General features: G+C 33.8%; 22 protein-coding genes. 12 read left to right on the top strand and 10 right to left on the bottom strand.

Translation table 11 applies throughout. The features are described from left to right. Positions 1-111: 111 nt before the first annotated feature. Positions 112-483: a heavy-metal-associated domain-containing protein gene (locus KO515_RS04325; RefSeq protein ID WP_215935154.1), complete on the top strand. Its 372-nt coding sequence runs from the start codon at positions 112-114 to the stop codon at positions 481-483. A 92-nt stretch (positions 484-575) separates the two neighbouring features. Here KO515_RS04325 and KO515_RS04320 read toward each other — a convergent pair whose 3' ends face one another. Continuing rightward, entirely contained in the window at positions 576-1,229 is a 654-nt protein-coding gene (locus KO515_RS04320; protein ID WP_215935153.1) for a DUF6090 family protein, read from the bottom strand. A 129-nt stretch (positions 1,230-1,358) separates the two neighbouring features. Between KO515_RS04320 and KO515_RS04315 the strand changes: the two genes are divergently transcribed. Then, a complete protein-coding gene (locus tag KO515_RS04315) occupies positions 1,359-2,243 on the top strand; it encodes a LysR family transcriptional regulator (RefSeq protein WP_215935152.1) in 885 nt (294 codons plus the stop codon). Between the two features lie 73 nt (positions 2,244-2,316). Next, positions 2,317-3,237, top strand: a complete 921-nt coding sequence (locus tag KO515_RS04310) for a YeiH family protein (RefSeq protein ID WP_215935151.1) — start codon at positions 2,317-2,319, stop codon at positions 3,235-3,237. Between the two features lie 195 nt (positions 3,238-3,432). Here the strand turns inward: KO515_RS04310 and groL are convergent, their stop codons facing one another. The 8 genes from groL to miaB all read right to left on the bottom strand — a co-directional run bounded on the left by groL (position 3,433) and on the right by miaB (position 11,186). Further along, the gene (groL, locus tag KO515_RS04305) at positions 3,433-5,064 is read right to left on the bottom strand and encodes a chaperonin GroEL (protein ID WP_215935150.1); all 1,632 of its coding nucleotides are present in this window, start codon (positions 5,062-5,064) and stop codon (positions 3,433-3,435) included. A gap of 105 nt (positions 5,065-5,169) precedes the next feature. Next, positions 5,170-5,445 carry a co-chaperone GroES gene (locus KO515_RS04300; protein WP_020896485.1) on the bottom strand — a complete coding sequence of 92 codons (276 nt, stop codon included), beginning with the start codon at positions 5,443-5,445 and terminating at the stop codon, positions 5,170-5,172. A gap of 174 nt (positions 5,446-5,619) precedes the next feature. Next, entirely contained in the window at positions 5,620-5,961 is a 342-nt protein-coding gene (gene secG, locus KO515_RS04295; protein ID WP_215935149.1) for a preprotein translocase subunit SecG, read from the bottom strand. A 1-nt stretch (position 5,962) separates the two neighbouring features. Continuing rightward, on the bottom strand, positions 5,963-6,922 hold the full coding sequence (locus KO515_RS04290; RefSeq protein ID WP_215935148.1) for a hypothetical protein: 960 nt from the start codon (positions 6,920-6,922) through the stop codon (positions 5,963-5,965). Positions 6,923-6,927: 5 nt separating this feature from the next. Further along, entirely contained in the window at positions 6,928-7,431 is a 504-nt protein-coding gene (locus KO515_RS04285) for an LptE family protein (protein WP_215935147.1), read from the bottom strand. 95 nt (positions 7,432-7,526) lie between these two features. Then, the gene (locus KO515_RS04280) at positions 7,527-8,792 is read right to left on the bottom strand and encodes a sigma-54 interaction domain-containing protein (RefSeq protein WP_215935146.1); all 1,266 of its coding nucleotides are present in this window, start codon (positions 8,790-8,792) and stop codon (positions 7,527-7,529) included. Positions 8,793-8,794: 2 nt separating this feature from the next. After that, entirely contained in the window at positions 8,795-9,727 is a 933-nt protein-coding gene (locus KO515_RS04275; RefSeq protein ID WP_215935145.1) for a hypothetical protein, read from the bottom strand. A 13-nt stretch (positions 9,728-9,740) separates the two neighbouring features. Then, a complete protein-coding gene (gene miaB / locus KO515_RS04270) occupies positions 9,741-11,186 on the bottom strand; it encodes a tRNA (N6-isopentenyl adenosine(37)-C2)-methylthiotransferase MiaB (protein ID WP_215935144.1) in 1,446 nt (481 codons plus the stop codon). Between the two features lie 176 nt (positions 11,187-11,362). Between miaB and KO515_RS04265 the strand changes: the two genes are divergently transcribed. The 8 genes from KO515_RS04265 to KO515_RS04230 all read left to right on the top strand — a co-directional run bounded on the left by KO515_RS04265 (position 11,363) and on the right by KO515_RS04230 (position 22,271). Then, positions 11,363-12,151, top strand: a complete 789-nt coding sequence (locus KO515_RS04265) for a hypothetical protein (protein WP_215935143.1) — start codon at positions 11,363-11,365, stop codon at positions 12,149-12,151. A gap of 400 nt (positions 12,152-12,551) precedes the next feature. Beyond that, positions 12,552-15,095, top strand: coding sequence for a type I DNA topoisomerase (topA, locus tag KO515_RS04260; protein ID WP_215935142.1), 2,544 nt, complete (start codon positions 12,552-12,554; stop codon positions 15,093-15,095). 6 nt (positions 15,096-15,101) lie between these two features. Then, entirely contained in the window at positions 15,102-16,268 is a 1,167-nt protein-coding gene (locus tag KO515_RS04255; protein WP_215935141.1) for a formimidoylglutamase, read from the top strand. Between the two features lie 159 nt (positions 16,269-16,427). Next, on the top strand, positions 16,428-17,780 hold the full coding sequence (gene gldK / locus KO515_RS04250) for a gliding motility lipoprotein GldK (protein ID WP_215935140.1): 1,353 nt from the start codon (positions 16,428-16,430) through the stop codon (positions 17,778-17,780). Positions 17,781-17,856: 76 nt separating this feature from the next. Then, positions 17,857-18,492 (top strand): gliding motility protein GldL, encoded by a 636-nt coding sequence (gldL, locus tag KO515_RS04245; protein WP_215935139.1) that lies wholly within the window; start codon positions 17,857-17,859, stop codon positions 18,490-18,492. A gap of 44 nt (positions 18,493-18,536) precedes the next feature. After that, a complete protein-coding gene (gene gldM, locus KO515_RS04240) occupies positions 18,537-20,120 on the top strand; it encodes a gliding motility protein GldM (RefSeq protein WP_215935138.1) in 1,584 nt (527 codons plus the stop codon). 39 nt (positions 20,121-20,159) lie between these two features. Beyond that, the gene (gene gldN, locus KO515_RS04235) at positions 20,160-21,071 is read left to right on the top strand and encodes a gliding motility protein GldN (RefSeq protein WP_215935137.1); all 912 of its coding nucleotides are present in this window, start codon (positions 20,160-20,162) and stop codon (positions 21,069-21,071) included. 156 nt (positions 21,072-21,227) lie between these two features. Then, complete coding sequence (locus KO515_RS04230) at positions 21,228-22,271, top strand: NAD(P)/FAD-dependent oxidoreductase (RefSeq protein WP_215935136.1); 1,044 nt, start codon at positions 21,228-21,230, stop codon at positions 22,269-22,271. Positions 22,272-22,280: 9 nt separating this feature from the next. On the opposite strand, the gene KO515_RS04225 is transcribed toward KO515_RS04230, so the two are convergent. After that, complete coding sequence (locus KO515_RS04225) at positions 22,281-22,679, bottom strand: DUF983 domain-containing protein (protein WP_215935135.1); 399 nt, start codon at positions 22,677-22,679, stop codon at positions 22,281-22,283. A gap of 113 nt (positions 22,680-22,792) precedes the next feature. Here KO515_RS04225 and KO515_RS04220 point away from each other — a divergent pair, with 113 nt between their 5' ends. Next, positions 22,793-24,700: an ABC-F family ATP-binding cassette domain-containing protein gene (locus tag KO515_RS04220; protein WP_215935134.1), complete on the top strand. Its 1,908-nt coding sequence runs from the start codon at positions 22,793-22,795 to the stop codon at positions 24,698-24,700. The last annotated feature ends 51 nt before the right edge of the window (positions 24,701-24,751 follow it).

Here is a 24,751-nt window from a genome sequence, read left to right as displayed (position 1 = left end):
CAAATAAAACCGTCATAGATATGACTTACAAAAAGTCTTCGATTGACGTCATACATAGAATAGAAACTAACCGATTCTGAAATAAGTTTAGAATTAATAAAACAAAGCAAGATGAAAAAAGTAATTTTAATGTTTACGTTGTTACTAACAACAATCACATTTGCACAAGACAAAAATAAAAAAGCTAACCTCGAAGTTGATGGAGTTTGTGGAATGTGTAAGGAGCGTATAGAGAAAGCAGCCATTAGAACTAAAGGTGTAAAATCTGCCGTTTGGAATGTAGATACGCATGAGTTAAAACTCATTTTTGATGAACGTAAAACTGATGTGAACACAATTTCTAAAAATGTAGCTGCCGTTGGTCATGATACCAAAGAAATTAAAGCTACAGAGGAGCAGTACAATTCAGTACATCCATGTTGTAGATATAGAGATGAAGCTGTACAAGACGATCATAAAGCTGAAAAGAAAGACGGAAAATAAAATAAAAAAAAGCCTGAATGTTGATTCAGGCTTTTTTTTGTATTGGTGTCTTCGGAACGCCATGAAGCCTCTTTAATTAGTTATAGCAAGTTTCACTCTAATGCTGTATCAATTTCAGCAATAAGATGATCACAACTGTCTAGTCCCAATTTTGTCGCTTCTTTTTTATCATTAAATGTTGTTAGTAAAGCTCTAACGATATTCTTTAATTTAATTTCATCCAAAAATGGCGAATTACCCTTTTGGATTTGGTCATAATCGGAGTGGTTCACTAAATAGTTACCTAGATAATCTTTTATTAAGCTTGTGTGTCTCACATAAACATCAGCCAGTTCGTCATAATTAGAGTAATGTTGTTGTATAGTCGTTTTTAACTTAAAATCTTCGATCAATTTTAAATCTCCAGAATGAATTAAAGTTTTATAAGTAGTACTTTTTGGACTGAAATTCTCGTATTTCACAATTTCAAAAATATTATACAACAATTGCATATCTTGATCTGTACCAGAGTTCAACACAGGAATAATCTTTGAACACAATTCTAGTTTGTTGTTGATGGCTTCAATATTTTTTTGAAGGTGAGCCTTATCTGCTTCTATATCACTTTTAAGGTTGGTAAGATATTGCGTTTTAAGCTTGTTATCTTTTGCGTTTTCAGCGCATTTGTTCATGCTAAAGGCAATAGAAATACCTATTATAACAATGATAATTTCTCTTAACGTATATTTCCAAGTCGTTTTAGCCATTAGTATTTTAAGTTTATTAGATGTTTAAAGCTATGAAATTTATGGTAATAATAAGGTGTTAGCTTTTATTTTGCTTTAAATAGTAAAACATATCTTTGGTAGTCTTATTTTTTTAAAGGAATATAGCTCATGAAAACTAAATTACATATATTTAAAATCGTTGCGAAGCATCTTAGTTTTACGCGTGCCGCTGAGCAATTGTTTATTTCTCAACCTGCCATTTCAAAGTCTATAAAGAATTTAGAAGAAGCGTACAAAACCACATTTTTTGTTAGAAAACGTAATTCAATAGTCCTTACCGAGGAAGGAAAAGCATTTCTTTTGTATGTGAATAAGATATTAGCGATTTATGATGAGATGGATGAACAGTTCCTTCATAAGAAAGAAATTTTTCCTGATAATGTGAGTTTCGGAGTGAGTACAACGCTCTCAAACTATATTATACCACGAGTAATTGCTAAATTTCGGATTCAATTTCCACAAACAAAATTTGAAATTATAAGTGATAACTCATCTAGTATAGAGAATTTGATTTTGAATGAAGATATTGATTTTGGTATCACGGAAGGCCGAACGAATAATTCTAAATTACACTTTGAAAAATTTATAAAAGATGAAATTGTTTTAGTGACTAACGCTAATAATAGTGCATTTAAAAAGGGTGTAATCGATGTAGAAACGTTACAATCCATTCCAATAATTGAACGCGAAAAAGGATCCGGAACTAAAGCTGTAATCGATGAGTTCTTGAAGGAAAATGAGATTAAAGCATTGAATGCTGTTGTATCTTTGAGTAGTACGGAGGCTATAAAAAATTACTTATACCATTCAGATCATTTTGCATTACTGTCAATAAGTGCTGTGAATGCCGATTTAATTCAAAATAAATTGAAAATAATTGACATCAAAGATTTAAATATAGAGCGATGGTTTTACTTTGTGAAGCGGACTGGCTACCAATCTAGTAATATGGTGTTTTTCGAAAACTTTATTAGAAACAATTATAACTTTTAGTTATAGTTGATAACACTTTAATTTCCTAAATAGTTATTTCTTAAGGTTACTTTTGTATCAAATACTAACGGGTATGAAAGTTTGTTTTTCAAAAATAATTTACGTTTTCTTAATTCTATTGGCGCTTTTAGGGTGGTTGAATAGTCCTACAGCATTGATCTTAGGATTTGCGTTTACCTTTGTTTTTAAAAATCCATTTCAATCGTTCAGTCATAAAGCTATAAATTACCTATTGAAACTGTCTGTTATCGGTTTAGGTTTTGGAATGTTAATTAATGAAACCTTAGAAACAAGTAAGGAAGGTTTGGGTTTAACAGCATTTTCAATTCTATTAACAGTTGGGGTAGGATTTTTATTAACAAGAGCACTACAAGTAGATTTAAAATTAGGTCACCTCATTACTTCAGGAACTGCTATTTGTGGCGGTAGCGCAATAGCAGCAATCTCACCAGTGATAAAGGCGAAAAGTAAAACGATAAGTATAGCGTTAGGCATTGTATTTCTACTAAACTCCATTGCTTTATTTGTATTTCCTGTAGTAGGGCATTTCCTAAACTTAACACAAGAGCAATTTGGATTATGGTGCGCTGTGGCTATACATGATACCAGTTCTGTGGTTGGAGCTGCAATAGGATATGGAGATGAGGCTTTAAGAATAGCAACAACGGTAAAGTTATCGAGAACCTTATGGATTATTCCGTTGTCAATTTTTTCAATGTTTCTCTTTAAGACTAAGGGGGAAAAAATTAAAATCCCTTATTTTATTATTTTATTTATAGGAGCGATTATAATTAATAGCTACCATATTTTACCTGAGACAACTACGAGTTTTATTGTGATCTTGTCTAAGCGTTTACTAATTGCGACATTGTTTCTGGTAGGTTCAACCATTTCAATTAAAGACTTAAAATCTTCAGGTGTTCAACCGATTATTTTAGCAACTTCATTGTGGATTTTTATCTCAATTTTCGCATTAATTTATATTATGAATTGAGATGATTTTTTGTCTTAGGTTATAAATAGCACACTATTGTCCAGGTTTTATTTATTGAAAGTATATGCTTGCTTTAGTTGTCTATGTATAATAATAACAAAGCCTCTGATTTTCATCAGAGGCTTTAATTTATAACACTCTAAGTTCATAACGTATCAATATTGATTTGCTATGTTGTTTAGAGGTAATTTCAATTTACATCATGCCTGGCATTCCGCCTCCACCCATTGGTGGCATTGCAGGTGCGTCTTCTTTAATGTCTACCAAAGCACACTCCGTTGTTAAGATCATACCAGCTACAGAAGCTGCATTTTCTAACGCAATACGTGTTACTTTCTTAGGATCAATAATACCTGCTTTAAGCATGTCTACGTAAGTTTCAGTTTTAGCATCGTAACCAAAGTCTTTTTTACCTTCTAAAACTTTGTTGATAACCACAGAACCTTCTCCGCCTGCATTTTCTACAATAGTACGTAAAGGTGCTTCAATAGCTTTGTTTACTATTTGTACACCAGTAGTTTCGTCTAAATTGTCAGTTATGATTTTTTCTAAAGTCTTTTTAGCTCTCACTAAAGCAACTCCACCACCAGCAACAATACCTTCTTCAACCGCAGCACGTGTTGCATGTAAAGCATCATCAACGCGATCTTTCTTTTCTTTCATTTCAACTTCAGAAGCCGCTCCAACATAAAGAACAGCAACTCCACCAGCTAATTTCGCTAAACGTTCTTGAAGTTTTTCTTTGTCATAGTCAGAAGTAGTTGTTTCAATCTGAGCTTTTATTTGGTTAACTCTAGCTTTAATATCAGCCGCTTTACCTTCACCATTTACGATAGTCGTATTATCTTTGTCAATCGTTACTGTTTCAGCAGTACCTAACATAGTTAAATCAGCATTTTCTAAAGAGAATCCTCTTTCTTCAGAAATGACAACACCTCCTGTAAGGATAGCGATATCTTCTAACATTGCTTTACGTCTGTCACCAAAACCAGGTGCTTTTACAGCAGCGATTTTAAGTCCACCACGTAATTTATTAACGACTAAAGTTGCTAAGGCTTGTCCATCAACATCTTCTGCGATAATTAATAACGGACGACCAGATTGTGCAACTGGCTCTAATATTGGAAGAATTTCTTGTAAGTTAGAAATTTTCTTATCGAATAATAAGATGTACGGATTTTCTAAATCAGCAATCATTTTATCAGCATCGGTTACGAAGTAAGGAGATAAATAGCCTCTGTCAAACTGCATACCTTCAACAACGTCCACGTAAGTTTCCATCCCTTTAGCTTCTTCAACAGTGATAACACCTTCTTTACCAACTTTTCCGAAAGCTTTTGCGATTAAATCACCAATAGTATCATCATTATTAGCAGAAATTGCTGCAACTTGTTTAATCTTGTCAGAATCGCTACCTACTTTTTGAGATTGCTTATCTAAATCTTTTACAATAGCTTCAACAGCTTTGTCAATACCACGTTTTAAATCCATTGGATTTGCACCTGCAGCAACATTTTTAAGACCTTCTTTTACGATAGCCTGTGCTAGGACAGTTGCAGTTGTAGTACCGTCACCAGCCAAATCGTTAGTTTTAGAAGCAACTTCTTTTACCATCTGAGCTCCCATGTTTTCAAGCTCATTGTCTAGTTCAATTTCTTTTGCTACAGAAACACCATCTTTGGTCACTTGCGGTGCACCAAATGATTTTCCTATAATTACGTTACGACCTTTTGGTCCTAAAGTTACTTTTACTGCATTTGCTAAAGCATCAACACCACGCTTTAAGCCGTCGCGTGCTTCAATATCAAATTTTATATCTTTTGCCATTTTTTTTAGTTTTTGTCATTCCTGCGAAGGCAGGAATCTTATTTATTTAAGTTTATAATGGATTCCGCATTAAGTGCGGAATGACAGAGTTAATAGTTTGAATGATTATATTATTGCTAAGATGTCACTCTCACGCATCATTAAGTAATCTTTACCTTCTAGTTTAAGTTCAGTTCCACCATATTTTCCGTATAAGACAGTGTCACCAACTTTAACCGTTAATGGTTCGTCTTTTGTACCATTACCAATGGCAACAACAGTTCCTTTTTGAGGTTTTTCTTTTGCATTATCTGGAATAATAATACCTGAAGCTGTTTTCGTTTCAGCTTCCTTTGGTTCTACAAGAACACGGTCTGCTAAAGGTTTAATGTTTAAACTCATTTTGTTATATGTTTTTTTAATTATTTATTTAATTACGCTTTAGCGTATTTCTAAAATTATGCCAATAGAGAATATCTGACAAAGTTTCAGACCTATCTGCCGAATATGTGGGTATAAAAAAAGCCAACTTAAAAAAGTTGGCTTAATGCTTTTATGGAATTTAAGTACTTGAAATTATTCAGCTGTACTATCAGTTGTTGTATTATCTGTTGTTGGTGCAGGTGCAATTGGCATCTCTGTAGAGTCATTAGTATCTAAAGCTTTAGATTCAATGTTTCCACCAGAATTGATAGTAACATTAGATGCTAAAATTAATACGATTAATGCTGCAGCTAAAAACCATGTACTCTTGTCTAAGAAATCACCTGTTTTCTTTACACCACCCATTTGCTGGGTTCCACCACCGCCAAAAGAAGAAGATAATCCTCCACCTTTAGGATTTTGTACCATAACTACTACAACGAGTAAGAAGGCAACGATTACGATTAGTACTAAAAAAATTGAAAATGCACTCATTTTATATTGTATTATTATCTTTTAATTCTGTTACCAATTTTATTTGGTGTGCAAAGAAACTACTTTTTTCTGGATATTTCAAACTTAAAATTTTGTAAGATTGAATTGCTTTATCATATTTTTTTTGTTCCAAATAAATTCGCGCTAACGTTTCAGTCATTAAACTATCTGAAATAGGGTTGTCATTATTAACTAACTTCGGCTTTGGTGCAGTGTTAGAGACCGGTTTGATCTTTGGATTTTCACTTATGAATTTATCTATTATGGCTAATTTATTATCAAGTGGAGATGTCGTTTCTGCCTTTGAAATTTCATGCTCTGATTCGTTTTCGCTTTTAGATTCAATTTCAACGTCAACTTTATCTCGATTTATAGGTTTAAAACTCGTGATTTTTAGCCATTCTGTAAATGAATGATTTTCAGTTTTATCAAATTCTAAGGGTTCTCCTATTTTTAATTCTTTTTCTGGTGCAATATTTTTTACATCAACAGCAATGATAGAATCTTCAATTGTTGGCGCTTTTGATTCTAATCTTGGTTTAGGCATAGGTTTTATCTCAAATAACCCTGGATCTAAAACTCCTTCTGTTGCTTTAATGTGTTCTTTTAAAGCATCGTCTATTGTAACGCTCTTGTCAACAGAAATATCATCTACTTCATTAACTTCAATGGATTTTATATGCTCTGTGTTTTGCTTAATCTGTTGAGATATTTCATTCTGATTGAAAACATCTGAGGTGATATAATCAAATAGTACACTGCGATCTGTGGTGTGTGCTGCTGTTATTTTTAAAGCATTATTATATTTGTAACTCTCTTTTTGCTTTAACCCTTTAAGATATAAGGCCCTTAAGGATTGAAAATAAGGAAACTCTTTAATTGCCGAAGAAAGTGCTTCAGTTTGAGCAACTGTAATGGCTTCTGGGTGTTGTAATAAATATGTAAGGTCTTGAAGCTGCATCGTGGTTACCAATCTGCTAAAGAAGCATTAAGAATGTCTTGTGTTAATCGTTCTAAAATTTCGTCGAAAGCGGCATCTTTGATACTGCCTGAAAGTTGTTCGCTTGCCCCATAATCATAATAGAATGAAAAATTGCGGTCAAAATCCTTTTCTTCATCCTTTGTGTTGATATAACGTACGCGCACTCCAATCGTTAATCTGTTTTGAGCGGCAGTGTTTTCTGCGGTTGCTGTCATCGGTGCTATACGATATTCTACAATTTCACCTTCGTAAATCACTTCGCCTCCCGATGTTACCAATTGTGCACTTGTTTGGTTGACAATAAGATCTTGAAGAGCGTTTGTAAATAATAAGTCTAAACCTGGTTCTACCAAATCCGCATTATTTTGGAAGAAATTGACTTGAAACGTTTCTGGAGTTTCTGTAATACCTGTAAATGAATAATTGACTTTACAGCCATAACATACGAGGCAAATTGCTACTATGAAAATATATTTGAATGAATTCATTCGCTTATTTCTATTTGTTTTACTGTTTAATGAAACCAACTTAATTGAAAACTTAAAAATGATTGTTATCTTATAGTTGCGTTCATAAACTTATCTTAAAGATCGAATTGTTTAATTTTTCTGTAAAGCGTTCGTTCACTAATCCCTAGCTCTGCAGCAGCCAATTTACGCTTTCCGCTATGTCGTTCTAAAGATTTTTTGATGAGTTCTAATTCTTTATCATGTAAAGATAAAGTTTCCTCTTCTTCTATTTCTTCTGCAAAGTGGTATTTATCTTCTGTTTCTGAAATAGCATTTTCGTCAATATCAGTATGTTCTGCAAGCGATAAAACTTCTAAATCTTCTACAGCAGCTTCAAATTCTTCGTCCTTATCATCACCATATATTTTCTGAATTAAATGCTCGTTATCTTTTTGAACATCGGCATCACTGCCTTTTTTCATGAGTTCCATGGTAAGTTTTTTAAGATCGTTGAGATCACTCTTCATGTCAAATAAAACTTTATAAAGAATCTCACGTTCACTGCTAAAATCACTTTCAGATTTAGAGTTATTAACGACGGCAGGTAAATTACTACCAGTGGTAGGCAAGTAGTTCTGAATTGTAGCACCATTTATAGTACGGTTTTGCTCCAAAACAGAAACTTGTTCGGCTACATTACGCAATTGTCTAATGTTTCCATTCCAACGGTATTTTACGAGTAAATTAATTGCATCATCCGATAGTTTAACTGTAGGCATTTTATACTTTAAAGCAAAATCACTAGCAAATTTTCTGAATAATAAGTGAATATCATCTTTGCGCTCACGTAGTGGAGGTAAGTTGATTTCAACCGTACTCAGTCTGTAATATAAATCCTCTCTAAATTTTTCTTTTTTTATAGCTTCAAACATATTGACGTTTGTAGCCGCCACAATTCTAACATCTGTTTTTTGAACTTTACTAGAACCTACTTTTATAAATTCACCATTTTCTAACACACGTAGTAAACGGACTTGAGTTGTTAGCGGTAATTCTCCAACTTCATCTAAAAAAATAGTACCTCCATCCGCAACTTCAAAATATCCAGAGCGTGTTGATGTGGCACCGGTAAAAGCGCCTTTCTCATGTCCAAATAATTCGCTATCGATAGTACCTTCTGGAATAGCTCCACAATTTACTGCGATATACTTACCGTGTTTTCTGTGTGATAACTGGTGTATGATTTTTGGGATACTTTCCTTACCAACACCACTCTCACCAGTGACTAATACTGAAATATCAGTAGGCGACACTTGAATCGCTTTTTCTATGGAGCGATTAAGTTTAGGATCATTTCCTATAATGCCGAAGCGTTGTTTTATGGCTTGAATTGATTCCATAATTAATTTACGTATGAAAATCTTTCGTTGAATATAAAAGATAATTCAGGTCCAAAATTATAAGCTATATCTCTTGTTTCTATTCTTCCAGCTGAATTATATGTTAAATCAAAGTTGTACGCAACTCCATCATAAGTAGCCGCATTCCAATTGTTTGTAGAGAAGAATTGTGCTATTTGTCCTCCGATTTCATCAGAATAGTCATCCTCTAAAAAGGTTAATAGGTAGTTGTCTTCAAAAATTACTTTTATAGGGTTAATATTATTATCAAATTGAAAAGCTATATTTCTTTGTATTTCTCCAGTTATTGTGCTAGACGTAATATTGCCAGCGGCATTGTAAGCTACAGTTTCTGTTTGAATTGAAGATCCCCCTTCAAAAGATTCTTTTTTAATTATACGATCAGATCCATCTACTGTAAAAACGGTAGAAATTGTAGATCCTTCTTCGGTTCGAGTTATAGTATTGCCGTCGTATGTGAAATTATAGTTATAATCATCATCGTCATCGTCATAATAATCATAAGTAATATTTGAGATGACTCCATTCGTGTAATTTATTATGGTTTCATTGGTAGTAATACCTGCTGTGTTTACTGAGATGTTACTTGTAATTTGCCCAGAGGTGTTACGCGTAATCGATAGGTTTTCGCTTTCAAATGGACTTCCGTTAGCAGATAACGCATTAGTTCCAGATATAATTTTATCGTTAGCAATATTAAATGATGAATTGGTAATACTTTCTATCGGAAGACCAAAAAAGACCACATTAATCTGCGAATCTAATTCATAGACAGACAATGTTAAGTCAGCACTTTCGCTGCCATTACTTCCTCCGGTGCTTCCTCCTCCTTGAGTATAAGCAGAATCTATAGGTTCATTGTCACAAGAGGTTACAAGTGCTAAAGTGAATACTAATAATATTAATTTTTTCATGTTTTTATTTTTTTTAATTATTTTTAGAATAGTCAATAGCTTTTCCAATAAGTGTTGCGCTTGTGCAATCTGTTATAAGTACATCAACTAAATCTCCTACTTTATAATGTTCTTTTGGGAAAACGGCAACCGTATTATCAGAAGTTCTTCCCGACCATTGTAAATCCGATTTTTTAGAAGCTTTCTCAATTAAAACCTCAACAGTCTTGTTAAGGTGTGCTCGTGTATTCATTTCACTATACTTTCGTTCTAATTGGATAATTTCCTTTAGACGACGTTTCTTAATAGGTTCTGGTACATCATCTTCCATTTTACGTCCAGCTAAAGTTCCAGGACGTTCCGAATAGGTAAACATATAACCAAAATTATATTTTACATATTCCATTAAAGATAAGGTGTCTTGGTGATCTTCTTCTGTTTCCGTTGGGAAACCTGCAATTAAATCGACACTTATAGAACATTCAGGAATGATACGTTTAATATTATCTACTAGTTCAAAATATTCCTCGCGTGTATGCAAACGATTCATTTCTTTTAAAATACGATCACTTCCACTTTGTACAGGTAAGTGAATATGCTTACAGATATTATCATATTTCGCCATGGTTTCAATTACATCCAATGTAAAATCTTGAGGATTAGATGTCGAGAATCGAATACGCATCTTTGGCTGTGCTTTAGCACACAGTTCTAAAAGATTTGCAAAGTTTACAGCAGTTGCTTTCTGAAGCTCAGATGCGTTATTGAAATCTTTTTTTAAGCCACCTCCATACCACAAATAGCTATCTACGTTTTGCCCTAACAGCGTAATTTCTCTATAGCCTTTAGACCATAACTCGTTCACTTCTTCAATTATACTTTGGGGGTCTCTACTGCGTTCTCGTCCTCGTGTAAATGGGACAACGCAGAATGTACACATATTATCACAACCGCGTGTAATAGATACGAATGCAGTAATACCATTACTATTTAATCTCACAGGTGAGATATCTCCGTATGTTTCTTCCTTAGAAAGTATAACATTAATAGCATCTCTTCCTTCGTCTACTTCTGCAAGAAGGTTTGGTAAATCCTTATAAGCATCAGGCCCTACAACGAGGTCAACTATTTTTTCTTCTTCTAAAAATTTAGTTTTTAAACGTTCTGCCATGCAGCCTAAAACTCCAACTTTCATTTTTGGGTTGATGCGTTTTACCGCATTGTATTCTTGCAAACGTTTTCTAACCGTTTGTTCTGCTTTATCTCTAATTGAGCAGGTGTTAACAAGCACAAGGTCAGCTTCCTCAAGAGTTTGAGTCGTGTTGAATCCTTGTTCAGAAAGAATTGAAGCTACAATTTCGCTATCACTAAAATTCATAGCACAGCCATAACTTTCAATAAATAGTTTTCGTTGATTACCCTCTATCTTGTCTATGATTAAGGTTTCTCCTTGTTTATTTTCGTCTATAATTTTTTCCATCAGTTGTAGTGAATACTTCAAATCTCAATAAGCATGCAAAGATAATATTATTTTATAGATTATGACAAAGTGGCAGTTATAATGTTTCATTAAACTTTAAACGATGTTAAGATAAGGTTTTCTTGAATATCTAAAGAAAATAGATTTCTTTTGGAGAACTAACCAAATAATTATAAATGAACAGTACAGAAATTAAAAGTCGGATTGACAATGCGAATGCTTTAGACTTTGGAACGATATTTAATCAATCCATAGAGTTATTCAAAAAAGTTTGGGTACAAGGGTTGGTTGTTGTACTTCTAAATATAGTGTTGGCTATTCCTGTAATATTGATTGTTTATATTCCGATGTTGTTCTTTGGTTTTATTAGTGCTTTTACGTTTGAAAATAATTATGATTCATATGGTCACACAGGAATGACTATTATTATGGTAATTGTAGTTGTGCTCGCTTATGCTTTTATGATTGTGGCTATGAGCGCCATTGGATTAGGCTTAAAAGCGGCATTTTACCGCATATGTAAACTTAAAGACTCAGAACAACTAGGTAAAGAGGATTATTTTTATTTCTTCAAGAAGCCGTATTTATCTAAAACTATTAAATTAGGAGTTGCTTATTCGGGTATAGCATTTTTGGCAACTATGCTTTGTTTTCTTCCTGTGATATATGTGGTTGTACCATTGTCTTTTATTGTAATTGTTTATGCTTTTAATCCCGATTTGTCTATTTCAGAAATTATCAAGTTAGGTTTTGATCTCGGTAATAAAAAATGGTTTATTGCATTTGGCCTTATGTTTATTTCAGGGTTTTTAGCAATGATCATTGGGTTTTTAATGTGTGGTTTTGGTGTCTATGTAACGACTTCATTTATACAGTTACCATCTTACTTTATATATAAGGACGTTATTGGTTTTGATAATGAAAGTGATCAAATGAAGAGAATTGAGCAGTTATCTACCTTTTAATACAATTTTTCACAGTGTCCTAGGTTGGTGCATAAGCAGTGTTTCAAAATTTAGAAAGGGTGTGACGCTTATGTTTTTAGTGATGTTGTAGCTGAAGTTATAATGTGAAGATGATAAGGGTGATAATACCGTAATTTGGCTTTGTGGTGTATGGTTTATAAGTGATCGCATAAAAGGTGTTAGTGAGATTTAGTTAAATAGTGAAGAATTACTACTGTATCGTTTGATGAGGTTATTAATTAAGATTTAAAACTTTTTGTAAATCGTAGAAGCCTTACAATTCGTAGGGCTTTTTCTGTGTTGTAAAGCATTTTTATCACGATAAAATGTGCGGTATTTACGACCAAATTAGGATTGTATCTTAATTTTCATATACATTTGTAAACGCAAAATTTAAAGAATGTCAAAGAATCTCGTTATTGTTGAGTCACCTGCAAAGGCAAAAACTATTGAAAAATTTTTAGGAAAAGATTATAAGGTAGAGTCCAGTTTTGGGCACATTGCAGATCTACCTTCTAAAGAATTAGGAGTAGATGTTGAAGGGGACTTTATGCCTAAGTATCAAGTTTCAAAAGATAAGAAGGATGTCGTTAAAAAACTGAAAGATTTAGCAAAGAAAGCAGATATTGTTTGGTTAGCGAGTGATGAGGATCGCGAGGGAGAGGCGATTGCTTGGCATTTAGCTGAGACCTTAAAATTAGATGATAAAAAGACGAAACGTATCGTTTTTCATGAGATAACAAAAACGGCGATACAAAAGGCAATTGAAAATCCAAGAAGTATCGATTATAATTTGGTAGATGCGCAACAAGCAAGACGTGTATTAGATCGTATTGTAGGTTACGAATTATCTCCTGTATTATGGAGAAAAGTGAAAGGTGGATTATCAGCAGGTCGTGTGCAATCCGTATCTGTACGATTAATTGTTGAACGTGAACGCGATGTGCAGGCATTTGAAGCTACTGCGTCATATAGAATAGATGCAGAATTTACCAATGAAAATGGAAATTCATTTAAAGCAAAATTGCCTAAGAATTTTGGTTCAGAAAAAGAAGCCTTAAAATTTTTAAACGCTAATTTAGGAGCGACTTATGAGGTTTCTGATTTGCTAAAGAAACCAGCTAAAAAATCACCAGCAGCGCCATTTACAACATCAACCCTTCAACAGGAAGCGTCACGTAAATTAGGGTTTTCAGTAAGTAGAACAATGCAGAATGCACAACGTTTGTATGAAGCCGGTTTGATTACTTATATGAGAACAGATAGTGTTAACTTATCTGACGAAGCTAAAAAAGGAGCAGAGAATGAAATTATTTCAGCTTACGGCTCAGAATTTAGTAATCCGAAAAATTATAAAGGAAAGTCTAAAGGAGCACAAGAAGCTCACGAAGCTATTAGACCAACCGATTTTTCAAATCATACTGTTAATGCAGAACGTGATCAAGCAAGACTATACGATCTAATCTGGAAACGTGCGATTGCCTCTCAAATGAGTGATGCAAGATTAGAACGTACCAATCTTAAAATTCAGATTAATTCTACTAATAAGATTAAAGAGCAATTTACAGCGAATGGAGAAATCATTACGTTTGAAGGGTTTCTTAAAGTTTATTTAGAAGGTACCGATGATGAAGATGCAGAACAAGAAGGTATTTTACCAGATTTAAAAGTTGGTGAAGTGCTTCAAAATAAATACATCACGGCTACAGAGCGTTTTACAAGACCACCGGCTAGATTTACTGAAGCATCTTTGGTAAAGCAATTAGAAGAATTAGGAATTGGTCGTCCGTCTACATATGCTCCAACAATTTCTACGATTCAAAATAGAAATTATGTTGAAAAAGGGACGCATGAAGGAGATGAGAGAAAATACAAGCAGCTTGTTTTTGAAAATCAAAAAATAAAAGACAATACACTTTCTGAACAAACAGGATCTAATAAAGGTAAATTAGTGCCCACTGATATAGGAATGATTGTTACTGATTTCTTGGTAAATCATTTTGAAAGCATTCTAGATTATAACTTTACAGCCAAGGTAGAAGATCGTTTTGATGATATAGCCGAAGGAAAAGAGAACTGGAGAGAAATGATGAAGGACTTTTATAAAGGCTTTCATCCACAAGTTGAAGATGTTCAAGAAAACGCAGAACGTGAATCTGGTGAACGTATTTTAGGAACTGACCCAAAAACGGGGCGCCAAGTCAGTGTGCGTTTAGGTAAATTTGGACCAATGGTGCAACTAGGTGTTATGGAAGATGAAGAGAAGCCAAAGTTTGCTAGTTTATCTCCGGATCAACAATTAAATTCCATAACCTACGATGAAGCGATGGATTTATTCAAGCTTCCAAAAGCGTTGGGACATTATAAAGAAGAAGAAGTTGAAGTTAATAATGGTCGATTTGGGCCTTATGTACGATTTGGGAAAAAGTTTGTGTCATTGCCGAAGGGAGTTGATCCTTTAAGTGTTGATATGGATGAAGCGTTAGTATATATAAAGGAGAAAGAATTAGCAGATGCTCCTATATATATGTATAAAGATTTAGAAGTTACAAAAGGTAAAGGACGTTTTGGACCATTTATTAAATGGAACGGCATGTTTATCAATGTTAATAAAAAATACGACTGGGATAATTTATCTGAAGAAGATATCGTTACTTTGGTCGAAGAAAAGATTCAGAAGGAAATCGACAAGGTGATCCACAACTGGGAAGATGAAGGTGTAAGAGTAGAGAAAGCAAGATGGGGAAGGCATAACATCATTAAGGGCAAGCAAAAAGTTGAGTTGCCTAAAACCGTAGATGTTAGTAAAATGACCTTGGAAAAGGCACAAGACATTCTTGAAAAAAACGCACCTAAAAAGAAAGCTCCAAAGAAGAGAGCTACTAAAAAAACGACTACGAAGAAAACAGCAACAAAGAAGAAAGCCACTACTAAAAAGAAATAATTGAGTATGAATTTCAATTTCCTTACGCCTGTATCAGATGCGGTTTTAGCTCATATCGAACTAACAGCGCAGCAAGCGCTAGGAAAAAAAATTAAGGTCCATTCACGCCAGAACGGTATTCCAGATTTGGAAAACGTACAAATGGCCATTATAGGAGTACAAGAAAATAGAAATGATGTTAACTATATGGGGGCTCATGTAAATTTTGACTCCATTCGTAAAACACTTTATACGTTATTTCCGGGAAACTGGTATACGACGCTAGCAGATCTTGGGGATATTGAGCCGGGAGAAACCGTTGAGGATACGTATTTCGCAATCCGAACAGCCATTTCTGTTTTAGTGGAAAAAAATGTTATTCCTATAGTATTAGGGGGAAGTCAAGATTTAACATACGCTAATTACCGTGCTTACGATTCACTTTTACCTATGGTAAATGTTGTTAGTGTGGATACTAATTTTGATTTAGGTGATGCTAATCTCCCTATAAAGAATAATAGTTATGTAGGTAAAGTCATTGTAGAAGAGCCTTATAACCTGTTTAATTATACAACTATTGGCTATCAAACATATTTTAACTCCCAAGAGGAAATAGATCTTATAGAAAAATTGTACTTTGAGGCCTATCGTTTAGGTGAGATCTCAGGAGATATTAGTAAAGTAGAACCTTTAATGCGAGATGCACATATTGTATCTGTAGATTTAAAATCGGTTAGAGCTTCCGAGGTGAGTGATAATCAGAAGTATTCTCCAAATGGTTTTTCTGGTAAAGAGATTTGTGCTATTAGTAGATATGCTGGTATAAGTAACAAAGTATCGTCATTTGGAATTTATGAATATCATGGTTCTAAAAATGATAGTGCGTCTTCAATGTTAGTTGCTCAAATGATATGGTATTTTATAGAGGGAGTAAATTGTAGAGTAAAAGATGATGATTTTAATAATGAGAATCACTATCAAAAGTACAATGTGCTGGTGGAGGATGATGAATTAATTTTTTACAAGAGTTTAAAAACAGGTCGTTGGTGGATTGAAATTCCGTTTTTACCAAATGTTAATAATAAATTAAAAAAGCATACGTTATTACCTTGCATGCATTCCGATTATGTGCGTGCTACTCAAGGCGAAATACCAGAGCGTTGGTATAAAGCTTACAGGAAGAATAGCTTTTAAAAACTGTATTTCATCGAACTTTAACATATTTTTAATCGATGAAATGCTTATTTTAAGGGTGAAGTGCAAAAAAAAGAGAAAAAAAGTTGTTTATTCGGAAATATATAAATATGTTTACGACCTCAAAAATAATAAGGACTAATTTAACCTAGAGTTACTATGAATATTAAGAAGTTTATTTTACTAACCACAGTACTAGTTATGGTAGCCAGTTGTAATTCTGGTGATCGTGGACAATTGGTTGGTGTACAAGGTAAGAAATGGCATCCAGAAAAGCCCTATGGAATGACGTTGGTGCCAGGAGGAGCTTTTATTATGGGTAAATCAGATGATGATTTAGCTGGAGTACAAGACGCACCTACAAGAACGGCAACAGTTCGTGCATTCTATATGGATGAAACCGAAATCACAAATAGCGAGTATCGCCAATTTGTTGAGTGGGTAAGAGATTCTACTCTACGATTAAAATTAGCTGAGATGGCTGACTTAGAAGGAAAGACACCAGGTAGTGGAGACATAGGTGAGTTTGCATATCAAGATGCAAACCCAGAAGATCTTAACGCTTACGAAAGCTATATGGTGAATACCTACGGAAACGAGCAAAGAAAGATTAATCGTGATGCAGAATTGTATTTCAATACGGATGATTATCCAGATGAATTATATGCTGAAGTGATGGATGGTATGTATTTACCACTAGAAGAATCATATAATGGTCAACGTACTTGGGATGTGAAGCAATTTAAGTTTCAATATACGTATATGGATATTCAGAAAGCTGCTAAAAATAGAGGTTTAAAACGTTCTGAGGTTGTAGTTCAGCAAGAAGTTGAAGTATATCCAGATACAACTGCTTGGATTAGAGATTTCGCATACTCTTATAATGAGCCAATGCATAACGATTATTTCTGGCATGATGCTTATGGAGATTACCCAGTTGTTGGTGTGTCTTGGAAGCAAGCGCAAGCTTTTTGTCAGTGGAGAACTTTATATCACAATGCAGATAGAAAGAAAAGAGGGAGACAACCAGTAAACTCTTACAGATTACCATCTGAGGCAGAGTGGGAATATGCTGCAAGAGGTGGTTTACAAGGTGCATCATACCCTTGGGGTGGACCTTACACCAAAAATGATAGAGGTTGTTTTATGGCAAACTTTAAACCATTACGTGGTGATTATGCTGCTGATCAAGCTTTATATACTGTAGAAGCAGATGCTTATGATCCTAATGATTTCAACTTATACAACATGGCTGGTAATGTATCAGAATGGGTAAACGGTTCATATGATCCTGCATCATACGAATATGCATCATCAATTAATCCTAATGTGAACGATCCTGACAATGCTCGTAAAGTTGTTAGAGGTGGATCTTGGAAAGATGTTGCTTATTTCTTGCAAGTAAGTTCTAGAGATTATGAATATGCAGATTCAGCAAGAAGCTATATCGGATTTAGAACAGTTCAAGATTACATGGGAACTGAGGTCACTAAAAACGCAGCGACAAATTAAACTTAACTTAAACCTAATATTAATCCTAAATGAGTATTAATTAACCAAGCTCATTTGAAAACAAAAACTTAAAATCATGGCACAAAAGAAATTATCAACAATGAATATGGTCTACGGACTTGGAGCTGCAATTGTAATTGTTGGAGCATTATTCAAAATTCAACACTGGCCGTATGGATCAGCTATTCTAACGATAGGTATGATTGTTGAAGCATTAGTATTTACAATATCAGCATTTGAGAAGCAAGGAGATGACTTAGATTGGTCATTAGTATATCCTGAATTGGCAGGAGGTCAGACTTTAGGAGCTAAAAAGAAAGCTGTAGAAGCGCCTAAGGATGCTGAAGGTATGTTATCAAAAAAATTAGATAACTTATTAAAAGATGCAAAAATTGATGGAGCACTTATGGCAAGCTTAGGAGATAGCATTAAAAACTTTGAAGGAGCAGCAAAAGGAATTTCTCCTACAGTTGACTCTATGGCAGCTCAAAAGAAATATAGCGAAGAAATGTCATTAGCAGCAGCGCAAATGGAATCTTTAAATAGTCTTTATAAGGTACAAATGGATAGCGCAAATCGTCAGGCAGCTATCAATGAAGAAGCTGTAGAAAACGCAACTAAATTAAAAGAGCAAATGCAGTCATTAGCATCTAACTTATCATCTTTAAATGGTGTTTATGGTGGTATGTTATCTGCAATGAACAAAAACTAATTCGTTTTTATAATCGAAATTAATAATTAAAAACTAATTAGAAAATGGCAGGAGGAAAACAGTCCGCAAGACAAAAAATGATTAACCTTATGTATTTAGTATTTATTGCGATGATCGCAATGACTGCAAGTAAGGAGATATTATCAGCATTTAGTCTATTTGACAAAAAATTTGAAAACGCAAATGAATTAGCTGTAAATTCTAATACAACCTTATTAAAGGGGTTAGAAAAACAAGCTGAAGAAAAACCAAATGAATTTGGTGTAACGTATAATAATGCTAAAAAAATCAGTTCTTTATCTGATGAATTTTACACATTTTTAGAGACTCAAAAGAAAATGATTCTTGATAAAGGTGGGTATGCAGAAGAATATAAAGAATTAGGCCTATTACCAGCTGAAAAGATGGATAAAGGTACTGTATTAGATGAAGCATGGTTTACAGGAGACCGTTTAACAAAAAATGGTGAAGCGTTTGTTGCTAGGATAGAAAAGTATAAATCAGATATTAGAGATGTTTTAGGTGAAGATGTTGCTTTTAACCCGGCTAAAGAAACTTTAGAAACTCGTTTTACAACTGCTGAAATGGAAAACAGTGAAGGTAAAAGCCAAAGTTGGTTAGAGTATAACTTTAAAAGTTTTCCAGCGGTAGCATCATATACGAAGCTTACAGCTATGCAAAATGATATTAAAGCTACAGAGGCTAACTTATACAATGTATTTTTAGGTAATACAGTAGATGAGGTAACTTCTTTAAAGAACTACACCGCTATTGTAATTCCAGATAAAAATGCGTTTTTCGCTGGTGAAACATTTACAGGTAAAGTTGTTCTTGGTAAGTATGCCAATGTTATCCCAACGAATTTAAAAGTTGGAGATAATGAATTAGATTTAAATAGAGAAAATGCTATTGATTCATCAGGGGCAGCTCGTATTGAATTTAAAGTAGGTAATGTTGGTGAGCATGAGATTGAAGGTCAATTTACGTTTTCTGAAAAAGGTCAAGATTTACCAATTCCTTTTAAAGGTCAGTACGTAGTAGTACCAAGACCAAACTCTGCAACGATATCTGCAGATAAGATGAACGTTGTTTATCGTGGTGTTGCTAACCCAATGACTATTTCTTTTGCCGGTGTACCAGATAATAAAGTAAGAGCTTCTGGTGCTGGGTTATCTCCAGCAGGAGGTGGTGGAAAATATGTTATGAACCCAGGTACAGGTAGGGAAGTAACAATTAATGTTACTGCTACTTTAGATGATGGTTCTCCTGCAAGTGATCAAAAGACATTTAGAATTAAAGATATACCAAAGCCAACAGGTACAATCTCTGGACAAGATGGTATGATAAGATTACCAAAACGTAATTTAGAAATTGGTACTGTAGGTGCTAAGTTAGATGATTTTGTATTTGATTTACCAATCAGTGTAACATCATTCCAAATTAAGGTTCCTGGTCAACCTACTGTAAATGTAGCAGGTACTAAGATGAATTCTCAAGCGAAATCAGCAATTAGTAGAGCACGAGCTGGAGATGTAGTTACAATATTTAATATTAAAGCGAAGATTACAGGTAATTCTTCATATAATTTGAAAGGTGTATCTCCGGTAACGGTTGAAGTATCTAACTAAGATCTATTAAAAAAATCCCAAATTATAATAAACGACAAGATGAATTTAAAAAGCTTTTTATGTATAGGAATAGGTGTTTTAGCTGCAAATACAATGTTTGCTCAGGCTAATATCCTAAATGCAAAAATACCAGAAGAAATTGGTATGAAAACTGAAGCACAGTTACTTCTAGATAACGACAAGCCTTTAGAATATGGCTATGTTGGTGATAGAGATATCTTGTTCTCTAAAATGACTTGGGAAAAGATTGTTTTAGATGAGCGTGCAAATTTTCCATTATATTTTCCAATTGAAGACAACCTAGGTGATGATAGAAAATCATTGTATATGGTGTTAATGCAAAATATTAATGATGGAACTATTCCAAAAGTATATGCAGATGCATATTTTACGGAAGAACGTACCATGGAAGATCTAGCGCCTGCCTTAGTGATGGAACGAATTACAGATATAGGAATTGATTGGATGAATGCTGAAGGAGTTACTGATACTGCCCTTGTTCCAGAAGAATACAAGATTCGTAGAGAAATTGGACCAGCAGATATTAATTCTTATTTAGTAAAAGGGCTTTGGTATTTTGATAAGCGTCAAGGGGAATTAAAATATCGTATTTTAGGTATTGCACCAGCAGCACCAGATGTGAATTTTATTGACTCAGATGATGAAACTAATAAAGAGCCAATCGGTTTATTTTGGGTATTTTTTCCAGAAATAAGAGATATTCTTCATGAAGCTAAAGCTTTCAATAATAAGAATAGCGCAGTGCCTTTGTCTTTTGATCATTTATTAAACAGCAGACGCTTTAGTGGAGTTATCTACAAAGAAGAAAATGTTTATGGTGATAGAGAAGTCAAAGAGTATGTTGCTGAAAATGCATTAATGCAGCTTTTAGAATCTGAACGTATCAAAGATAAGATTAGAAACTTTGAACAAGATATGTGGAGTTACTAGTTAGCTCAACATATAACAATATAAACGCTCACTTTTTAAGTGGGCGTTTTTTTTTTTTTTACTGTCATTCCTGCGAAGGCAGGAATCTATTAATAAAGATTAAAATTAGATTCCTGCCTTCGCAGGAATGGCAAACATTTATTTACTTTTGCTGTAATGAAAGAAGTAGATTATATCATTGTAGGTTGTGGCTTAGCCAGTATCGCATTTTGCGAGGTATTAAGAAGCCATGGTAAATCATTTATTGTTTATAATGATGACTCGCAAAAGTCGTCTATAGTGGCTGCTGGATTGTATAATCCTGTAATACTTAAACGTTTTTCAGAAGTGTGGAAAGCGAAGGAGCAATTAAAGTCAGCTCTACCAGTGTATTCTAAAATTGAAAAGGAACTCAATATAACAATAGATTATAAACTACGGCTCTTAAGGCGTTTCACATCTGTTCAAGAGCAAAATAAATGGTTTACCGCATCAGACAAACCATCATTAGAATCCTTTCTTTCACTTCAATTGGTAAAAAATAACAATCCAGAAATCGATGCTCCTTTTGGATTTGGTGAAGTATTACACGCAGGACGTATAGATACTGAAAACCTTATTACAAATTATAAAAAATTTCTAACAGCGACTGACAGTTTAAAAAAGCAATCTTTTACCCATACTAAAATTCAATTTGAAGGCGATGCTATTCATTATGAAAACGTACAAGCAAAACAAATTGTTTTTGCAGAAGGTTTTGGGGTTAAACATAATCCATATTTTAATAGCATTCCTTTAACAGGTTCTAAGGGTGAAATATTAACCATCAAAGCACCAGATTTAAAAATTGATTATGCCGTTAAGTCATCTGTGTTCGTTATTCCGTTAGGCAATGATTTATATAATGTTGGGGCAACCTATAATAATGAAGATAAATCTAATACACCAACAGGAGCTGCGAAAGAAGAATTGATTTCAAAATTAAAGACCTTTATTACATGTCCTTTCGAAGTTGTAGGCCATATCGCAGGTGTAAGACCAACAGTAAAAGATAGGCGGCCTTTAGTGGGTAGACACCCAGAACAGTCTAATCTTTATGTCCTAAATGGGTTAGGAACACGAGGAGTTATGATTGCTCCTTATGTTGCAAATAAACTCTTTAGGTATATTGAAAATGGAGAACGCTTGGATGATGAAATAGATGTCAATCGTTTTAAATAGCTATTAACTTTATTTTTTTGTAGAAGAAGTTTTAGCCAATTCTTTATCATAACTCATAAAAATATTAATCCAAATATTTCGAGATAGACGCATTATTATTGGGAAAAAACCGATTAATGTAGCAATAATAGCAACGAAAGCGATGGTTAAAGAGGATTCTAGTATATTGTAACTAATAATAAAAGCAGCCACAGCAAAAGCAATGCCCACAGCATAACTTACATACATGGAGCCATAGAAAAATGAAGGTTCAATTTCGTATTTCGTTTTACAATGGGAGCACGTTTCATTCATTTTAATCACATCAGAAAGTACATAAGGATTCTTATTTTGGTACATGGATTCTTGGTGACATTTTGGACATACACCAAAAAGAATACTATAAAGTTTCATTCCTTTTCTAATCATAACTAAAACCTTTACTTTTGCGTTTTTCTAAGACACTGCTAAGATAAAATAATATAACTGAAGCATTGTAACAATTGTAACGTAAAACGCAGTTGTCATATTCAAAAAAACTTATGTTAAACATCCATAATCTTTCTATCTCATTTCAAGGAGAATATCTTTTTGAAGAAATTACATTTAAACTCGGACTAGGAGACCGTATTGGTTTAATTGGTAAAAATGGTGCTGGTAAATCTACTATGCTTCGTATTTTATCAAAAGAACAAGAGGCGGATTCAGGCCAGATGGCGGCAGATAAGGATATGAAAATCGGATTCTTAAAACAAGATATTGATTTCGATTTAGGAAGAACAGTTTTAGAGGAATCTTATCAAGCCTTTAAAGAGATAAAAAAATGTGAAGCTCAACTAGAAGACATCAATACCCAATTAGCAGAACGTACCGATTACGAAAGTGATACCTATCATCAACTCATGGTAGATTTGAATGATGTTCAACACCAATACGAAATTTTAGGAGGGTACAACTACCAAGGTGAAACTGAGAAAATTTTACAAGGTTTAGGATTTAAACGTGAAGATTTTGATAAACTAACCGACACTTTTTCTGGTGGTTGGAGAATGCGAATTGAATTAGCAAAACTACTACTTCAAAATAATGATCTGTTACTTTTAGATGAGCCAACCAACCACTTAGATATCGAGTCTATTATTTGGTTAGAGAATTTCTTAAAGGGTTATAGTGGAGCCGTCGTTATTGTTTCACACGATAAAATGTTTTTAGATAATGTTACCAATCGTACAATTGAAATTTCGTTAGGACGAATTTACGATTACAATAAACCTTACACTCAGTTTTTAGAGCTTCGTAAGGAAATGAAGGTGCAGCAATTGGCAGCTCAAAAAAATCAAGAGAAGAAGATAGAACAAACTGAAAAACTCATTGAAAAGTTTAGAGCCAAAGCATCTAAAGCGACCATGGCACAATCGCTCATTAAAAAATTAGATAAGATTGATCGTATTGAGGTTGATGAGGATGATAATAGTGTGATGTCTCTAAATTTCCCTGTGTCTATTACGCCTGGAAAAGTCGTAGTTGAAATTGAGAATGTTTCTAAAAGCTATGGTGATTTGCAAGTTTTGCATAATGTGAATTTAGCAGTGCCTCGAGATATTAAAACGGCTTTTGTTGGTCAGAATGGTCAAGGAAAATCAACATTAGCAAAGATTATAGTGGGTGAAATTAAACACGAAGGCAAGCTAAATTTAGGGCATAATGTACAGATTGGTTATTTTGCTCAAAATCAAGCTGAATATTTAGACGGAAATAAAACTGTTCTAGATACTATGATTGATGCGGCTAATGAAACGAATAGAAGTAAAGTTCGAGATATATTAGGATCTTTTTTATTTAGAGGGGAGGAAGCAGAAAAGTACGTAAGAGTGCTTTCTGGTGGTGAACGTAATCGTTTGGCCTTGGCTAAATTATTATTACAACCACTGAATGTCCTAATTATGGATGAGCCTACCAACCACTTAGATATTAAATCTAAAAATGTCTTAAAAGAGGCATTAACAAAATTTGAAGGCACGTTAATTCTCGTGTCTCACGATAGGGATTTTCTACAAGGTTTAACGGATACGGTTTACGAATTTAAAGATCAAAATATTAAAGAGTATTTAGGTGATATAGATTTTTATTTAGAACAACGTAATCTCGAAAATTTAAGAGAAGCTGAAAAACGTACTGTAATTGCTGATAAACCAAAGGAAAGCAACAAGGAGAGTTATGAAAATCAGAAGAAATTAAAGTCTTTAAATAATAAACTCAGCAATATTGAATCTAAAATTAATCAGTTAGAAAAAGCTATTAAAGCGGATGATGTAAAGCTTGCTACAGACTACGATAATACAGCATCTGACCCCAAGTTTTTTGATGCTTATCAAGCTAAGAAAAAGGATTTAGGTAAATTAATGGAAGACTGGGAGGCAGTTCAGCTTGAGTTAGAGGGGGTTTCTTAGTCATAATTAAGATTTTTTTAACGACTTGTCTTAGCTATAAAGTTAGCTTTG

Source organism: Winogradskyella psychrotolerans (assembly GCF_018860545.1).
Lineage (GTDB): Bacteria > Bacteroidota > Bacteroidia > Flavobacteriales > Flavobacteriaceae > Winogradskyella > Winogradskyella psychrotolerans_A.
This window is presented reverse-complemented; position numbering and strand designations above follow the sequence as displayed.

What these genes read in the sequence shown, in the direction of transcription:
- KO515_RS04325 (WP_215935154.1), top strand. Translation starts at nt 112, where the DNA reads ATGAAAAAAGTAATTTTAATGTTTACGTTGTTACTAACAACAATCACA.
- KO515_RS04320 (WP_215935153.1), bottom strand. Translation starts at nt 1,229, where the DNA reads ATGGCTAAAACGACTTGGAAATATACGTTAAGAGAAATTATCATTGTT.
- KO515_RS04315 (WP_215935152.1), top strand. Translation starts at nt 1,359, where the DNA reads ATGAAAACTAAATTACATATATTTAAAATCGTTGCGAAGCATCTTAGT.
- KO515_RS04310 (WP_215935151.1), top strand. Translation starts at nt 2,317, where the DNA reads ATGAAAGTTTGTTTTTCAAAAATAATTTACGTTTTCTTAATTCTATTG.
- groL (WP_215935150.1), bottom strand. Translation starts at nt 5,064, where the DNA reads ATGGCAAAAGATATAAAATTTGATATTGAAGCACGCGACGGCTTAAAG.
- KO515_RS04300 (WP_020896485.1), bottom strand. Translation starts at nt 5,445, where the DNA reads ATGAGTTTAAACATTAAACCTTTAGCAGACCGTGTTCTTGTAGAACCA.
- secG (WP_215935149.1), bottom strand. Translation starts at nt 5,961, where the DNA reads ATGAGTGCATTTTCAATTTTTTTAGTACTAATCGTAATCGTTGCCTTC.
- KO515_RS04290 (WP_215935148.1), bottom strand. Translation starts at nt 6,922, where the DNA reads ATGCAGCTTCAAGACCTTACATATTTATTACAACACCCAGAAGCCATT.
- KO515_RS04285 (WP_215935147.1), bottom strand. Translation starts at nt 7,431, where the DNA reads ATGAATTCATTCAAATATATTTTCATAGTAGCAATTTGCCTCGTATGT.
- KO515_RS04280 (WP_215935146.1), bottom strand. Translation starts at nt 8,792, where the DNA reads ATGGAATCAATTCAAGCCATAAAACAACGCTTCGGCATTATAGGAAAT.
- KO515_RS04275 (WP_215935145.1), bottom strand. Translation starts at nt 9,727, where the DNA reads ATGAAAAAATTAATATTATTAGTATTCACTTTAGCACTTGTAACCTCT.
- miaB (WP_215935144.1), bottom strand. Translation starts at nt 11,186, where the DNA reads ATGGAAAAAATTATAGACGAAAATAAACAAGGAGAAACCTTAATCATA.
- KO515_RS04265 (WP_215935143.1), top strand. Translation starts at nt 11,363, where the DNA reads ATGAACAGTACAGAAATTAAAAGTCGGATTGACAATGCGAATGCTTTA.
- topA (WP_215935142.1), top strand. Translation starts at nt 12,552, where the DNA reads ATGTCAAAGAATCTCGTTATTGTTGAGTCACCTGCAAAGGCAAAAACT.
- KO515_RS04255 (WP_215935141.1), top strand. Translation starts at nt 15,102, where the DNA reads ATGAATTTCAATTTCCTTACGCCTGTATCAGATGCGGTTTTAGCTCAT.
- gldK (WP_215935140.1), top strand. Translation starts at nt 16,428, where the DNA reads ATGAATATTAAGAAGTTTATTTTACTAACCACAGTACTAGTTATGGTA.
- gldL (WP_215935139.1), top strand. Translation starts at nt 17,857, where the DNA reads ATGGCACAAAAGAAATTATCAACAATGAATATGGTCTACGGACTTGGA.
- gldM (WP_215935138.1), top strand. Translation starts at nt 18,537, where the DNA reads ATGGCAGGAGGAAAACAGTCCGCAAGACAAAAAATGATTAACCTTATG.
- gldN (WP_215935137.1), top strand. Translation starts at nt 20,160, where the DNA reads ATGAATTTAAAAAGCTTTTTATGTATAGGAATAGGTGTTTTAGCTGCA.
- KO515_RS04230 (WP_215935136.1), top strand. Translation starts at nt 21,228, where the DNA reads ATGAAAGAAGTAGATTATATCATTGTAGGTTGTGGCTTAGCCAGTATC.
- KO515_RS04225 (WP_215935135.1), bottom strand. Translation starts at nt 22,679, where the DNA reads ATGATTAGAAAAGGAATGAAACTTTATAGTATTCTTTTTGGTGTATGT.
- KO515_RS04220 (WP_215935134.1), top strand. Translation starts at nt 22,793, where the DNA reads ATGTTAAACATCCATAATCTTTCTATCTCATTTCAAGGAGAATATCTT.